This window comes from Leptospira gomenensis, from assembly GCF_004770155.1.
Lineage (GTDB): Bacteria > Spirochaetota > Leptospiria > Leptospirales > Leptospiraceae > Leptospira > Leptospira gomenensis.
Genome location: NZ_RQFA01000032.1, coordinates 1 through 14296, shown reverse-complemented (window position 1 = coordinate 14296; position 14296 = coordinate 1). Strand labels below are relative to the sequence as shown.

Sequence of the window (14296 nt, the reverse complement as noted above, 5' to 3'; positions counted from 1 at the left end):
TTGTCAGTGATCGGGAGAAAAATGCTTTCGTATCTTTCGCACGGCCCTATGCGTGATGACTTTGACGTTCGATTCGGAAAGGCCCGTTCTTTCCGAAACCTCTTTTACGCTCATTCCGTCCAACTTCACGTGCGTAAAGATCAACTTTTGCCGTTCGTCCAAAACGGTCAGCCATTCTTGTAGGATTTCCCGGACCCGTTCCGGCTCTTCCGAATTCGTTTCCGGTTCGGGAGAAGGGAAATTTTCCAAAAGGTCGGTCGTGTAGGTTTTCTCTCCGTTTTTTTTCTTTCTCAGAAAATCGATGGTCTTATAACGGGCGATCGCGAAAACCCAAGGCGCTGGATGTTTGTCGCTTCGATAGGAATCCCGAGCCTTGTGCAAACCGATCAAAATCTCTTGAATCAGATCTTCTCGATCCTCTCCGTTGTTGATTCTGGGAACCAAATACGAACGAAGAACCCCCGTCACCAAACGCAGAAAACGTTCGTACGCCCGGGCATCGCCTTCTCTCGAAAGGCGAATCAAGGTCGAACATTCTTCCCAGATTTCTTTTTTGACTGACATGTAACGATCGGCTTGGAACTTTCGAATACGATGTTGAGTTCGATTAAAAATTCGTTCCCATTGGATCCGGGAAGAATTTATTGTCCAACCGAATCCGTAAAATCGGAAAATTTCTAAAATTTTTACCATGACCTTAGAAAACGGAAAACAAACCACCGAATCGTTGATTCGAAAATTGGGAACGGAACCTCCCTCCGCCACCGATCGCAAACGCACGAAGTCCTGGCTCGTACCGCTCTTGGGTACGACGGCGGGGTTGATTCTTCTTTCCCGGCTTCCTACCACTTCTCGGTGGATTCACGTTCCTTCTTTTTTTCCGGACTTTCTTTGGATCGCCGTGATCGGAATCGGATCGTTCTGGATTTTGTCCCGGCTGCGTTTTCCGGAAGAATCCTTTTCGGGTTGGGTGCGTTTTCCGATTTATTCCGGTTTGTTTTGGATCGTCTATTCGGCCGGTTTGTTCGGTTGGGATCTGATCACAGGGCACGAAATCGGCTCGCATATCGGAAAATGCGCCTGGGTCATTTTGATCGCGAGCGTCTTATTTTCCGGTTCCGGTTTGTTTCTTTTGCGGAACGGATTTCCCGGAAAACCGGTTCTGACCGCGGCTACCACGGCCGTTTTCGGTTTGGCCTCGGCGAATTTTTGTCTCAAATTTTTCTGCGGGGATCAAACCTCGTATCACATCCTTTTTTCGCACGTAACACCGAGTTTGATCCTTTTTTTCGCGGGTTTTTTTCTATTTCAAAAAATTCTAAAGTGGTAAACGGAATATCCCGTCGCTCCGTCGGAAATACATTAAAATTACAGAATATTCAAAAAAAAAAAAACGAGACAAGACCCGCGGACGACCCTTCGTCAAAGCATTCAAAATATGGAATATTCTAAAATACGCAAACCGAAGCAACCGGGCCGACGAAACTTCGTCCGTTAAAAACGGAATATCTTAAGAAATTTCAGTCTTTCCTCCGGTCCCGGGCCCCAATCAAAGGAATTCCCAGGCCGTTCGGAAACGATCCGTTTCCTCCGCGAATCGGATCAATCTGGAGAGGAACACGTCCTCCGAAAGAGTCGAACCGTCTCCGATACAAAGGAGGAGATCTCTTGCACGGGTCATAGCGACGTTGATCCGTCTGGATTCCTTCAAAAATCCGGACTTACCTTCGGAGTTCGAACGTACAAACCCGAGTATAATACAACGATTTTCCCGTCCTTGAAAGGAATCGATCGTGGAAACGGAAACGTTTGGAAACCCGGCCTGTCGCAAACGTTCTTCCAGGAGGCGAACCTGCGCCCGATACGGAGAGAGGATGGTAATCTCCTCTTCCTTCCAACCGGAACCGATCAAAAGCCCGCACAAAACGATCTGCAAATCCGCTTCGAACGGATTGGCGAGACTTTCCTCCACGGAAACCTCTTCCGTATCCGTTCCGGAGGTATCGATCCATTGGAAGGAGCCCGTAAAGGGAAATCCTTCCGGAAAGGACGTTTGTTTTTCCGAATCCGTTCTTCCGGAAATGAGTTTTCCCTCGTAAAATTCCCGGGCAGAAAACTCGGCGATCTCGTCCTTCATCCGATACTGGGTATCGAGTAAAAAAACATGACCCGAATCCCGTAAGCGGATCGCTGCTTTTTCGAATAAGGTGGTTTCCAACCCGTTCTTTTCCGAAAATAGGGTCGGCGGAAGTTGTTTGTGATCGCCCGCCAAAATCACACGATCCGCTTTGGAGATCGGAATCCAAAACGCGGGTTCCAAACCCTGGGATCCTTCGTCCAAAACGCATACGTCGAAGTTTTTTCCGTTTAACAACGATTTTGCGGATGCAAGGGGCGTCGCGACGATCACTGGATGCGAGGAAACGATACGGTCGATCAATCCGCTTTCCAAAGTGCGGATCGTCTTTTTGAGTTCTTTGACTTCCTGGTGCAGATTTTTTCTCTCTTCCCGCTCCGCCGCGCCGAAGTTTCGTTTGTATTTGCGAGCCTGCCGGTTCAATTCGACGGCTTGCTTTCTGTATTCGTTTAACAATTTTCCGTCCGGATGATGAAAGAGTTTATAATCCAAGGTGGAATGTAGGACCGTTTCGGAAATCCTCGCGGGATGTCCCAAACGAAGCGTCGGAATTCCCCGGGAACTTACGGACTCTACGAGAAGATCGCAGGCGGCGTGGGTAGGAGCGGATACGAGAATTTGTTTCTCCTCCTTTACGAGTTGGTATATGATTTCGGTTAACGTGGTGGTTTTTCCCGTACCGGGAGGTCCGTGAATCACGGTCACGTCTTCGCAGAATACGGAAGCTAACACAGCTTTCTTTTGGGATTCGTTGAGTGTTCCGCCGATCCGTTGCGAAACCCGGGAGATATCCGATGCACGCTCGGGAATCGGATCGGGTCGTTTGTATCCGAGCAACGTTTCCCGAAGATGAAACAAGCGGGTTCCTTTTTTGGCTTCCTTTACGGTTTCCAAAACGCGGAACATTTCCTGATAGGAGGTTTCGTCCGGAAGAAGATCGAACTGACACTTTCCTTCCTCGCACCACTCGGGTACTTCTTCCAAGGCGATCCGGACCGTTTCCGGATGAACGGAAATCAAAACTCCTTTGATCCGTTCTTTCTCCTTACCGATCTGGACCGGAACCCCGGATTGAAATTTAGGCGGAATTTCTTTCGGATTGGAAAGACGAAACGTAACGTTCCAACTTCCGTCCCGACCCAGGGATTGTTCCTCGTAAACGAGAGGATAGATCGTTATTCCGAGTTGGATCCTGTCCTGCAAAGGACCCGAAAGCCAATCCTTGGAAAAAATGGATTCCTCTTCCCGTTTCTCGCGTTCGAGTGATTCATAGACGAATTCCAATTCTTCCAAAGAATCGGAGAAGTCCCGTTCTTTCAAAATCGATCCGGGGACAACACTACGATTCGGTAGACTTGTGATTTTTGATCTTCCCGGGTGGGAAGTCCTTCCGCAAAACGGATCGCGCTGGCGAGAGTTGTGCCCGTGGTTTGTCCTGCGAAAATTCCTTCTTTTTGATAAAGGTCGGATTGATACAAAAGGGCTTGTTCCCGATCTACCCCAACGTATTCGTCCACGATTTTCGGATCGAAGGATTCGGGAAGTTGAATCGAAGTTTCGTTTTGTAACATCTTACGGATGAATCTGGATTTGGAGCTGACCCCCATAATCACACGCAAGGAAGATTTTTTGGATTTTAAAAAACGCCCCGCTCCCGAAAGAGTTCCTCCCGAACCTCCGCCCGCTACGAACGCATCTACGTTCCCGGCGAGATCTCTCCAAATTTCGGGACCCGTAAAAAGATAATGTGCGTTTGTATTGGCCATGTCCTTGTATTCGTTGAGGATGACCGTGTTTTTTTCCTTATCTTTAAGCTCTCTCGCTTTTTTCAAAAGGGTTTCGTCCCAATTCCCTTTTGCGTCGGCGACGACTTCCACCTGAGCGCCGAAGGTCTGTAAGTCCTTGATCTTTTGGGGATCGGTATCACTCGCCACGAGACAACGAAATTTATACTGACGAATCGTACTGATCCAAGCCAAACTGATCGCGGTAGTATTGTAACCCGGTTGAACGATCTGCCCTCCGGGTTTTAGTTCTCCCCTGCGCTCGGAGGAAAGAATCATGGAAAGGGCCGTCCTATCTTTTACGGAACCGGTGGGATTACAAAATTCCGCTTTGAGATAAAACTCTACGTTGGGAATATGCGAACCGATCTGATTCAAACGGATGAGCGGAGTGTTTCCGATCATCTGTAAGATCGTTTCCTTTACGGGTTTCGCTACGCTCAGCTCTCTCCCGAACGATTTTTGAATGTTATTGAGTGCACCGAGAAAACTGTTACCGAACTCGTCGATCGAACGGGATATTTCGTCAAACATAGGATTTCGACAGAATTATAGAGCGTACAACCAAGGTTCAACTTCTTTCTGCTTTTTTTCAAACTCCCCGATCTTACTTTCGTGTTTCAGAGTTAGACCGATATCGTCGAGTCCGTTGTAAAGACAGTATTTGCGGAAAGAATCCACCTCGAACCGATATACGTTTCCGGTTGGACCGGTCACGGTTTGTTTGTCGAGATCCACGATCACTTTCGCGCCCACGTTGGCGGAAACCGCTTGGAACAATTCTTCCACTTCCTCCGATTTTAAAACGACCGGAAGCATTCCGTTTTTGAAGCAGTTGTTGAAAAAGATATCCGCGTAAGAAGGTGCGATGATGGACCTAAATCCGTAATCCTCCAACGCCCAAGGCGCGTGTTCTCTCGAGGAACCGCAGCCGAAGTTGTCCCTCGTCACTAAAACGGTAGCGCCTTGATAACGGTCTTGATTCAGGGAAAATTCCGGATTCGGTTTGGTTCCCGCGTCGTCCAGATATCTCCAGTCGTGAAAAAGATGGACCCCGAATCCGGTTCTTTCGATTTTTCTGAGGAATTGTTTTGGAATGATCTGATCCGTGTCCACGTTCGGCCTGTCGAGTAACGCGGCGATTCCGTTCAATACAGTAAAAGGTTTCATAATATTCTTATATTCCTAACGATTATTTCCAGTGCCGAATATCCACGAAACGGCCTTCCACCGCTGCGGCTGCGGCCATTTCCGGACCTACGAGATGGGTTCTTCCCCCTTTTCCCTGGCGCCCTTCGAAGTTTCTATTCGAGGTGGAAGCGCAACGGTCCCCCGGTTCCAACACGTCGTCGTTCATCGCGAGACACATGGAACAACCAGGATTCCTCCATTCGAAACCGGCGGCGGTAAAAATCTTATCTAATCCTTCCTGTTCCGCTTGTCGTTTGACTCTTCCGGAACCGGGAACCACGATCGCCTGAACCTTCGAAGAAACTTGTTTTCCTTTGATCGTCGCCGCCGCGGCTCTTAAGTCTTCGATCCTCGAATTGGTGCAGGAACCGATGAATACTTTGTTGATCGTGATGTCTTCGATCTTCTCGCCCGGAGTCAAACCCATGTATTTGAGAGCGGATTCGATTCCTATTTTTTCGATCGGATCGTTTGCGTCGCTCGGGCTCGGAACGGTTCCTTTGACGGATACGACTTGACTCGGAGAAGTTCCCCAGGTGACCATAGGAGCGATCTCGTCCGCGTGAAGAATTACGGTCGTGTCGAACTTCGCGCCTTCGTCGGTCACGTAGTGTTTCCACTTCTTTACGGCGAGATCCCATTCCGCTCCCTTCGGTGCGAAATCCTTTCCCTTGATATAATCGAACGTGATTTCATCCGGAGCGATCAGTCCCGCTCTCGCACCGGCCTCGATCGACATATTGCAGATCGTCATTCTGGCTTCCATGCTCAGAGCGGAAATCGCGGAACCTCGATATTCGATCACATAACCGGTCGCACCCGCGGTTCCGATCTTACCGATGATCGCGAGGATGATGTCTTTCGCAGTGACCTTATCGGAAAGTTTTCCGTCCACGCGGATCTCCATGGTCTTCGCTCTTTTTTGAACGAGGGTTTGGGTCGCGAGAACGTGTTCCACTTCGCTGGTTCCAATTCCGAACGCGAGCGCGCCGAAGGCTCCGTGTGTGGAAGTATGAGAATCCCCGCATACGATCGTCATCCCGGGATGAGTCAGCCCCATCTCGGGAGCGATCACGTGAATGATTCCTTGATCCGGATTTTGAAAGTCATAGAGACGGATTCCGTTTTCGTCGCAGTTCTTTTTTAACGTCTGCATCTGAATCGCCGAAACAGGATCGGCGAGACTAAAATCCCGAGTGCGAGTGGAAACGTTATGATCCATCGTGGCGAACGTCGCCTCGGGACGGCGGACCTTTCTGCCCGCGAGTTTGAGTCCTTCGAAAGCCTGGGGGCTCGTGACTTCGTGAATGAGATGACGATCGATGTAAATTAAATACGATCCCGCATCCAGCTCGCCCACCAGATGATCTTCCCAGATTTTTTCGAACATTGTCTTCATTGGATTCTGATACTCCCCGAAAGAAATTCTTTCGGAATTTATGGATTGGATTTGTTTCTCGAAATTGAGAAAAGATATCCTTCTGAATTTCCATCGTCGGAAGATCGGGTCATTTCGTCTACCCGGATCTATTTTCAGGACACACGAACGGTTTTGAAGGCCGGAAAATTCTCAGCGAGCGCGAAACACATACACGGTTTTGCCCAAGCTGATTTCGTCGAAGTCGTACAAAACCCTAGGACGAAGTACTTTTTTCCCGTTCAAATACGTTCCACCGTCGGAGATAAGATCATACAATACGAAGCGGTTTTTGATTTTACGAATGCGGGCGTGAACCGGACTCACTCCCGGATCGGATACGAGAACGTCCGAAAATTCTCCGTTGCCGAGCGTGGTTTCGGCCTTTCGAATCGGTACTTGTTTTCCGGGGGAACGTCCTTCTTTTTGAATCAGAGTGGCGAGATCGTAGGCTTCCGCGGATTCGAACTCGGACTCGTAGACGGGAAGAGAACGGGCGCTGACCACCTGTTCCGGATGTGCGTACGGAGAGGAATGGAATTGATCTCCGTACATCCTCTGATAGACTTCCCGTTCTTCCCCTCTCGCGTGAAAACGTCTCTCCGCCTCTCCGATTTCGGATTCTCCCGAAACGTCGGTTTCCCCTTCCCTGCGAAACAAAAGTAAAAGTCCGATCAAAGTGAGTATGAGTAAAAATCCGATCGTCGGAAGAAACACCCCCGGACTGAGAAGCAAAAACCGGATCCGTTTCATCGTTCCAGGTTTATAAGTAAAATTGAATTTTCCGCCGCGGATCGATTCCCAATCCCCTCTCAAAAATTCTCCGTTGCCTTTCCAAAAATCCTCCCGAAACGGAGACTCGTATCGAATCTCCGCCGGGTGTTTTCTAAAATATTCCAAATCGCTTAAGAACCGGGACTGAGAATCCGCCGCGAGGAGATCGTAAAACTCCCCTCCGTAAATTCGTATCAGCTCGAAATTGGAAAAATTCCTTTTTCCTACGAGTTGAATCGGAAGACCGGAGGTGGAAAGTCCCTGTCGTATTCCCCGGGGAAGGGAGTATTCCGAGTCGGACAAAAGTAAGACGATGAAGGAATCTCTCGTCAAAACTCCATTCAATTTTTGGAATACTAGATCCAAATTGACGCCGGTATTCCGGTTGCTCAGCGAACCGGGAACCTTCGCTTTGGAAAGAGCTGACTGTCGATCCAAATCTTTTTCCACGACGAGCAGATCGTCCGAAAAAAATACGAAACTAAAACGATCCTCCTCTCCCGAAGACTGGACCGTCTTTTGTAAGAAACGAGTGTTGGAGTTGTTCTCTTCCAACGTGATCCCCGATTGAACTAAAAATACGACGTGAATCGGGCGAACCCCTTCCTTACGTAGTATCTTCGTTCCGAGTACGGTTCTGGATTCCGTTCCCGAGGATTCTCGGACGAGAAAATTTTCCCGTTCGAGAGGATATTGTTTTTTATCGCGTACGGTAAGACGAACGGAAGGATAGGAGGACGCATCCACATCCTCTAAAAGAAACGGGGATTTTTGCGCCCAAACGGGACAAGACAAAACCGCAACCAACAATATTATAACTACTCGTCCCATAAAATCGATCGAACTATCTTAGATCAGCTTCCGTATTCAAACAGTTTTTTTCCGTACTCCGAAACGGGATTCATCCGATCGTCGTCGCCGGATCGAGTCAAAATTTCCGCCCAATTTCCCTGGTACAATATACTTACAGTATCGGCCAGAGCCTGGACGATTGCGATTTCATGCGTGATAAAAATGATGGAAAGTCCCTTTTCTTTTCGAAATCGGAGCAAAAGTTGTAATACTCCGGCTTCACTGATCGGATCCAAAGCGGCCGTGGGTTCGTCCGCGATCAAAACTTCCGCGCCCGAATAAACCGCCATCAGAATCAAAATCCTTTGTCTTTCTCCGCCGGAAAGGAAATTCGGTCGGGAGACAAAGGCCTTTTCCGGATCGTGTATATGAATGGATTCTAATAAAGAAAGAACCTGTTTTTTGTCCGCGATCGAAGGATTGGTTCGAGAGAAGGCTTCCAAAATCTGGGAACCGATCCTTCGATACGGATGAAATCCCCAGATCGGATTTTGAGGAACCAAAGCGATCCGATTCCCGCGCAGCGAAGTCCATTCCGTTTCACTCCAATACCGTACGTCGTGATCGAACAGTGAAAAACGGTCCGTCCTTTGGAACAAAGGAGGATCGATCATTCCCAGAAGACAGGACGCGAAGGTCGTTTTTCCGCTCCCCGATTCCCCGACCACACAATGAAATTCTCCGCGAAGAAGTCGAAAGTCGATTCCTTTCAGGATCGGATGCCCCGGAGTGGAAACCTTGAGATTTTCGATATCGATTACGATCGGATTCGAACGGATCAAGAACGTTCATTCCATTTTGAAAAGATTGTATTCCGCTACGCTACAGAGGATATGTCCGATGAGAATATGGGACTCCTGGATTCGGGCGGTCACCTTGCTGGGAACGAGCACGTCCAAGTCGGCCAGATGTTTCATCTTTCCGCCGTCACCGCCTAACAACGATATGGTTTTCAATCCTCTGGTTTTGGCTTTTTCCAAAGCGAGCAAAACGTTTTTGGAATTTCCGCTCGTGGAAAGACCGATCAAAACGTCCCCTTTTTTACCGAAGGCTTCGATTTGTCTGGCGAACACTTCCTCGTAACCGTAGTCGTTGGAACAAGCCGTTAAAACGGCAGAATCCGCTGAAAGAGAAAGGGCCGGAAGAGCCTTCCTTTCGTTTCCGGATTTATAACGAACCACGAGTTCCGCGGCGATATGGGAAGCGTCACAGGAAGAACCCCCGTTTCCGCAAAGAAAAATCGTATTCCCGCTCTGAAGCGCTTTGGAGACGATCTCACCCGCTTTGACGACGTCGTCCAAGACAGAATCGATTAACTTCTGTTTGGTGGAAATGGAATCGCGAATTTGACCGAGAGCGATTTCTTTAGTGCCCATTGTAGGTTTTACCTCTTTTGTATCGAATCTGTTCGATCGTGCGGAAAAATTGCCGTTTCGCAGTTTCAAAATCCTGAAGGGAAAGATTTTCCGTGTTCGGAGAATTCTCTTTTTGATTTCCGCTTACGTTCAAAAAATACAACTCGTCCGAAATGATCGACTTCAACCTCTTCGTCGAATTAGACTGGAAGAATTGTTCGAACTCCTGCCCCATATAGACCAACAACACCGCGAGAACGCTCGGTTTCAAACGAACGAGAATCTGTTGTTTCCAAAACGGCTCCCAGTCGTAGACGTCCTTCCAGGAATCGCCGGAAGAAGTCTGATCTCCGTAAAGCAGTTTCAGATCCTCTTCGATGTCTTCGGGTTGAAATCGGGAGAATACACTTTTTAAATCGGAATGTTCGTAGGAAAGAATTCGGTTGAGTTCCGCTTCCGGTAGAAAAACGACTCCGGAAATTTTATCCCCTTGTAGACTCAAAAAATTTCCGGTGGAAACGACGATGTTGTATTCTCGACCCCCTTTTTCCCTTCCTTCCAAACGGAACAACTTAGGACCGTTTTTTTGGAGTTTATAAAATTTCGTTTCGTGAACGAGACCGGAGTTTTTTTTTCTGGTAACGAAAAAACGATCCGCCTTGTCCCGAAGTTGCGAAAGTTCCGTTTTGTAACCGAGGCTATCGCGAACCGGAGGAGTTTGTTCCGTAGCGGATCGGGGTTTACGTTTGCGGAAGAACCGGAAAAACAATCTTCCGAAAAAAGATTTAACTCCCATAATCCTCTTTTACGTTGGAAGGACGGTCCACAAACTTTTGTTCGAGTTCGAATTGTTTCGCGTCCTTGAGAAACGTGGAATACGCCGAAGACACTGCGATGACCCAACCCGGAAATCCGTCCAAAAAACCGAATTTAAAAAAATACGTTTCCAAAAATTTGGAGAAAGGTTTGTAGATCGTACGCAAAAGGGAAAACTTTTTCCCCTTTTTCTGACGAGTCAACGCCACGATGGAAGAGAATTGATTGATGGTATTGACCTGGTGCGTCAGATCACGGAAACTAAAGTGAATGATATCTCCTTTGAGTTTTGCCCCCTTCCCTTGGATGCTGATGTAATCGTGAGGATTTTCACCGACCCAAACCGCGTTTCCCTTTTTAAAAAGACGATAACGAAACTGAGGATACCAACCGCTGTGACGGATAAACCGTCCCATGTGAAACGTAAGACGCGAGACCAGAAATCCGTTTATCCCGGTTTCCTCTCGTTCTTTTTTGAAGTTTAGAATCGAATCCTTGAGTTCCGGAGAAATCCGTTCGTCCGCATCCAGGGACAAAATCCAATCGAACTTACAAAGGGAAATCGCGTCGTTTTTTTGTTCAATATGACCTTTGAACTTCTGTTTCAAAAATCGTACCGAGGGAAAAGAGCGGGCGATCGATTCCGTTTTATCGGAGCTGATCGAATCCAAAACCAAGATTTCATCCGCGATTTCCAAACACGAGCGAATACAATCCGCAATGTTTTTTTCCTCGTTGTAGGTAATGATCGCCACGGAAATTTTTTTTTCGGCGGAATCCAAGGCAGGTTTTGTTTTGGGAGAGGAGGCTTTTTTTTTCTTGGCTGGAATCGATTTTCCCATCTGTCCGAATGAATCCTAAACGGTCTTTTTTCTAATGGTAGAATGAATTCTTTCTCTGTCATTGGTTTTTTAGAGTAATTTTGGAGAACTTCCGAGAGGACCCATGAAAGAAACGGTTTGGAATACGATGGAAAAGGTTTCCCTTTTTTCTCTTTGTCTTTTTCTACTCGCCTTTCCCTTGTCGGTCAGCGTTTCCCAGATTTTCGCGGGGCTTACGATCGCCGCAGGACTTCCCGCGTTGTTGTTCAGGAAAAACGGGCATGATTCCGAAATCGCCTCCGTTCGTTTGTTCCTTTTGTTTCTGGGAATTTACGTTCTCGCATTCGTATCTTCCTTGGCGAATTCCGAAACGAAATCCTCCGCGTCCTTTTTTTCAACCTATGTAAAACGATCCGAGGTCGGCGATTTTTGGATGTTGTTTCTGTTGCCGATCTCCGCGCGGATCGCGTCTTCGAAAACGAATCGAATGGTTCTCAAACGTTGGATCTTTTTTTCCGCGTATTTGCTCATCGCGACCGGATGCATCAGTCTGTTTTCGGAAGTTCGACTCGGGAAGTTCGTCTCGAACGGATTCAAATACGCGTTAGGCGATCGACTCCAACACTACTCCGGAAACGTAGGCCCGATCCAGTTGTATCTTCCCCTCGGAATGATGAACACACATCTCACCTACGGGGGACTTTTGGGATTGGCTCTACCCGGTCTGATCTTGGAATGGTTCGGAACCTGGAATCGAAAGAGAAACGCGTCTTTTTGGTTACAGACCGGCGCGGTTGCGGTCGGCCTCTTCGTATTGTTACTCAACCAAAGCCGATCGATTTGGTTGGGGGTGATTTTTCTATTTTTGTGTTGTCTACTACACGCCCACCGATCCCTCCGAAATCGTTTGCCTTCCGTTTCCAAACCGGGGCTCTGGATCACGGCGGGACTTTTAATCGCCCTTCTACTTTCTTCCGCATATATTCTCAAGGACAACTGGCTCATACGCAGATCGGTCTCTCAAATATTCGAAATTCATAATACGGAAAATCAGAGATATTATATCTATAAAAACACGCTTCCGATCATACGTGAAAATTTCTGGTTCGGAGTGGGAGGCGGAAACTATTCCGAGTCTCATCGCCGCCAATCCGAAACGATGATCGAGAGGGAAGAACAACTTTGGTACGAACTTTCCATCACACCGAGAGGGCACGCGCACAACGATTTGCTCCACTGGACGACCGTCGGCGGAATTTTTGCGGGGATTCTATTTTTGATTTTCTGGGGAAGGATCTTTCTTACTTTTTTCCGAAAAAAACTGGAGGAGCGTTTCGAAACGCTTTCATTACGATCGATCGGAATTCTAACCTTATTTCCGGCCGGATTCTTTCAGTGTTATCTATTGGACGACGAAGTCGTTTTGCCTTTTTTCGTATTTTGTGGATTTTTTCTGGCCGGGAACAATGCGGATTCCACCTCTTCCGAAACGAAAACGCCAAACGAAACATCCGCAAACGATCCGGAACCGACGAGCGCATCCTTTCCGCAACGATTTCGAAATTCGGCGCAGACGGCTTTCGTTTTGGGAATTCCCTTACTCCTCTATTGGATTTTCTGGATTCCGCGTTTGAATTTGGAGCCTCTGGAGGTGTACAATCGCAGAGTCCGATCTACGGACCCGGGACTGATCCGGGAAATACAAAAGAATATCATAAAATTCGAAAGTGATTGGAATCAAAAACGGACCCGGGACGGGTCGCCGCTTACTCCACAACAGGCGGAACTTCCAATTCAAATCGAAGGATGTCTGACGCACAGATATCCGGATCCTCCGCGACCGAGAACCGAGCCGCTAACGTTTCGAATCTACGTACCCGAAGGGGATCGAAATCCTCCTACACGAGCCGAAGTAACCGTGGTAGAACGGGAATCCTTCGACCAAGATCAGGCGTATTGGGCGCACGCGGAGCGGGAAATCAAGACGACTCGATTCGAGCTCAAACGAGGGAAAAATCCGATTCAACCCGAGGATCGCCTACCGCAACAAAATTCCCCCGGATTTCCGGTTGGAGTTTTCTTCCATGACTTCAGAATCCGGTTCACCGGATACAGAAACGGGGAAAACGCGGATGTTCCGAGGTTGTATTTCGGGAGAATGTGTGATACGGAACTTCCGTTGACGAGGTAGAAACGTCAACGAAATGCTGGTACCTGGAGCGGGACTTGAACCCGCACGAGATTGCTCTCACAGGATTTTAAGTCCTGGGTGTCTACCATTCCACCATCCAGGCGAATGCAAAAGTGTCGAGGCGTCGCCCGGATTCGAACCGGGGATCAAGCTTTTGCAGAGCCATGCCTTACCACTTGGCCACGACGCCGTTATACGGTATGATTTTAAGGGAAAGTTCGGTGTCAATAGAAAAGTCCGCACAGCCTGTTCACAAACCGAGTTTTGCCGGAAACGATCGACACACGAACCGTCACGGTTCCCATCCGGAGGGGGTTTCGTGAGCGGAGGTCGATCCTACTTCTATCGAATGGACGCCCGCGGTAGACTCTATCACGAAGAATCGGAGTTAAAAGATCCTGCGTTTTTAGATTTTTTCATTTCCAGAATTCGAAAAAACCAAACGGGAGTTTCTCTCGAATATCCGTACGTTTCGGTATGTGCGGGGGAATGGAATTTCATACGACCGGAAACCTCGGTCTATGTATTTCAAAAAAAAGAAAACGGAAATTTATACTATTCCCCGGGTTTATTCGTGCCCTTTCGACCGGACGCGTTACGATTGCGCCATTCCACTCTGATCCATCCAGCTCCTTGGGAAGAATGGGGAACCTTTTCTTCCGAACTACTTTGGGAAATTTCAAAACGAATCGTATTTCAAAACTCTGATTTTTTTTATGAAAGCGAGTTGGAAACCTTTCGAATCGAAAGGTTAGATCCGTAAAAACAACGTCCTCTCCATCGGAAAACACAACGATCCGAAATTTTACCTCGATCCGAAACGAAGTTCTGGAATTTTCCCCGACAAAGACGCGTTCGAAAACGAAAACGAAAACGAAAACGAAAACGAAAACGAAAACGAAAACGAAAAAGTAAAATAAAAAGAAAAATAAAAATAAAACTAAAAATAAAAATAAAA

Annotated in this window: 13 protein-coding genes and 2 tRNA genes; 3 read left to right on the top strand and 12 right to left on the bottom strand. The window is 47.7% G+C overall.

Annotated features, from left to right (window positions below; translation table 11 throughout):
• Nucleotides 1–3: 3 nt before the first annotated feature.
• Nucleotides 4–564 (bottom strand): sigma-70 family RNA polymerase sigma factor, encoded by a 561-nt coding sequence (locus EHQ17_RS06765; protein WP_135592311.1) that lies wholly within the window; start codon nt 562–564, stop codon nt 4–6.
• A 127-nt stretch (nt 565–691) separates the two neighbouring features.
• Between EHQ17_RS06765 and EHQ17_RS06760 the strand changes: the two genes are divergently transcribed.
• Nucleotides 692–1330 (top strand): NrsF family protein, encoded by a 639-nt coding sequence (locus EHQ17_RS06760; RefSeq protein ID WP_135592309.1) that lies wholly within the window; start codon nt 692–694, stop codon nt 1328–1330.
• A gap of 219 nt (nt 1331–1549) precedes the next feature.
• Here the strand turns inward: EHQ17_RS06760 and EHQ17_RS06755 are convergent, their stop codons facing one another.
• From EHQ17_RS06755 to EHQ17_RS06710, 9 genes are all read right to left on the bottom strand, one after another.
• On the bottom strand, nt 1550–3457 hold the full coding sequence (locus EHQ17_RS06755; RefSeq protein ID WP_135592307.1) for an AAA domain-containing protein: 1908 nt from the start codon (nt 3455–3457) through the stop codon (nt 1550–1552).
• Nucleotides 3454–4455, bottom strand: a complete 1002-nt coding sequence (locus EHQ17_RS06750) for a PLP-dependent cysteine synthase family protein (RefSeq protein ID WP_135592305.1) — start codon at nt 4453–4455, stop codon at nt 3454–3456. The genes EHQ17_RS06755 and EHQ17_RS06750 overlap by 4 nt, the downstream gene beginning before the upstream one ends.
• Nucleotides 4456–4470: 15 nt before the next feature.
• Nucleotides 4471–5091, bottom strand: coding sequence for a 3-isopropylmalate dehydratase small subunit (gene leuD / locus EHQ17_RS06745; protein ID WP_135592303.1), 621 nt, complete (start codon nt 5089–5091; stop codon nt 4471–4473).
• Between the two features lie 22 nt (nt 5092–5113).
• Nucleotides 5114–6511: a 3-isopropylmalate dehydratase large subunit gene (gene leuC, locus EHQ17_RS06740; protein WP_135592301.1), complete on the bottom strand. Its 1398-nt coding sequence runs from the start codon at nt 6509–6511 to the stop codon at nt 5114–5116.
• A gap of 171 nt (nt 6512–6682) precedes the next feature.
• Nucleotides 6683–8134, bottom strand: coding sequence for an FHA domain-containing protein (locus tag EHQ17_RS06730; RefSeq protein ID WP_135736166.1), 1452 nt, complete (start codon nt 8132–8134; stop codon nt 6683–6685).
• 23 nt (nt 8135–8157) lie between these two features.
• On the bottom strand, nt 8158–8934 hold the full coding sequence (locus tag EHQ17_RS06725) for an ABC transporter ATP-binding protein (protein ID WP_135590806.1): 777 nt from the start codon (nt 8932–8934) through the stop codon (nt 8158–8160).
• Nucleotides 8935–8943: 9 nt separating this feature from the next.
• On the bottom strand, nt 8944–9531 hold the full coding sequence (gene gmhA / locus EHQ17_RS06720) for a D-sedoheptulose 7-phosphate isomerase (RefSeq protein ID WP_135590804.1): 588 nt from the start codon (nt 9529–9531) through the stop codon (nt 8944–8946).
• Nucleotides 9521–10306, bottom strand: coding sequence for an LBBP_01157 family protein (locus tag EHQ17_RS06715; protein ID WP_135590803.1), 786 nt, complete (start codon nt 10304–10306; stop codon nt 9521–9523). Before EHQ17_RS06715 ends, gmhA begins: the two co-directional genes overlap by 11 nt.
• Nucleotides 10296–11168, bottom strand: a complete 873-nt coding sequence (locus EHQ17_RS06710; protein ID WP_135590802.1) for a glycosyltransferase family 2 protein — start codon at nt 11166–11168, stop codon at nt 10296–10298. Before EHQ17_RS06710 ends, EHQ17_RS06715 begins: the two co-directional genes overlap by 11 nt.
• 103 nt (nt 11169–11271) lie before the next feature.
• On the opposite strand from EHQ17_RS06710, the gene EHQ17_RS06705 reads away from it, so the two are divergent.
• On the top strand, nt 11272–13338 hold the full coding sequence (locus EHQ17_RS06705) for an O-antigen ligase family protein (protein ID WP_135590801.1): 2067 nt from the start codon (nt 11272–11274) through the stop codon (nt 13336–13338).
• A gap of 17 nt (nt 13339–13355) precedes the next feature.
• On the opposite strand, the gene EHQ17_RS06700 is transcribed toward EHQ17_RS06705, so the two are convergent.
• Both EHQ17_RS06700 and EHQ17_RS06695 read right to left on the bottom strand, forming a co-directional pair.
• Nucleotides 13356–13441 (bottom strand) — tRNA-Leu (locus EHQ17_RS06700).
• 16 nt (nt 13442–13457) lie between these two features.
• A tRNA-Cys gene (locus EHQ17_RS06695) sits at nt 13458–13528 on the bottom strand.
• A 129-nt stretch (nt 13529–13657) separates the two neighbouring features.
• On the opposite strand from EHQ17_RS06695, the gene EHQ17_RS06690 reads away from it, so the two are divergent.
• A complete protein-coding gene (locus EHQ17_RS06690) occupies nt 13658–14101 on the top strand; it encodes a DUF4505 family protein (protein ID WP_135736165.1) in 444 nt (147 codons plus the stop codon).
• The last annotated feature ends 195 nt before the right edge of the window (nt 14102–14296 follow it).

Coding starts and splice junctions, on each gene's coding strand:
- EHQ17_RS06765 (WP_135592311.1), bottom strand. CDS start 564: ATGTCAGTCAAAAAAGAAATCTGGGAAGAATGTTCGACCTTGATTCGC.
- EHQ17_RS06760 (WP_135592309.1), top strand. CDS start 692: ATGACCTTAGAAAACGGAAAACAAACCACCGAATCGTTGATTCGAAAA.
- EHQ17_RS06750 (WP_135592305.1), bottom strand. CDS start 4,455: ATGTTTGACGAAATATCCCGTTCGATCGACGAGTTCGGTAACAGTTTT.
- leuD (WP_135592303.1), bottom strand. CDS start 5,091: ATGAAACCTTTTACTGTATTGAACGGAATCGCCGCGTTACTCGACAGG.
- leuC (WP_135592301.1), bottom strand. CDS start 6,511: ATGAAGACAATGTTCGAAAAAATCTGGGAAGATCATCTGGTGGGCGAG.
- EHQ17_RS06730 (WP_135736166.1), bottom strand. CDS start 8,134: ATGGGACGAGTAGTTATAATATTGTTGGTTGCGGTTTTGTCTTGTCCC.
- gmhA (WP_135590804.1), bottom strand. CDS start 9,531: ATGGGCACTAAAGAAATCGCTCTCGGTCAAATTCGCGATTCCATTTCC.
- EHQ17_RS06715 (WP_135590803.1), bottom strand. CDS start 10,306: ATGGGAGTTAAATCTTTTTTCGGAAGATTGTTTTTCCGGTTCTTCCGC.
- EHQ17_RS06710 (WP_135590802.1), bottom strand. CDS start 11,168: ATGGGAAAATCGATTCCAGCCAAGAAAAAAAAAGCCTCCTCTCCCAAA.
- EHQ17_RS06705 (WP_135590801.1), top strand. CDS start 11,272: ATGAAAGAAACGGTTTGGAATACGATGGAAAAGGTTTCCCTTTTTTCT.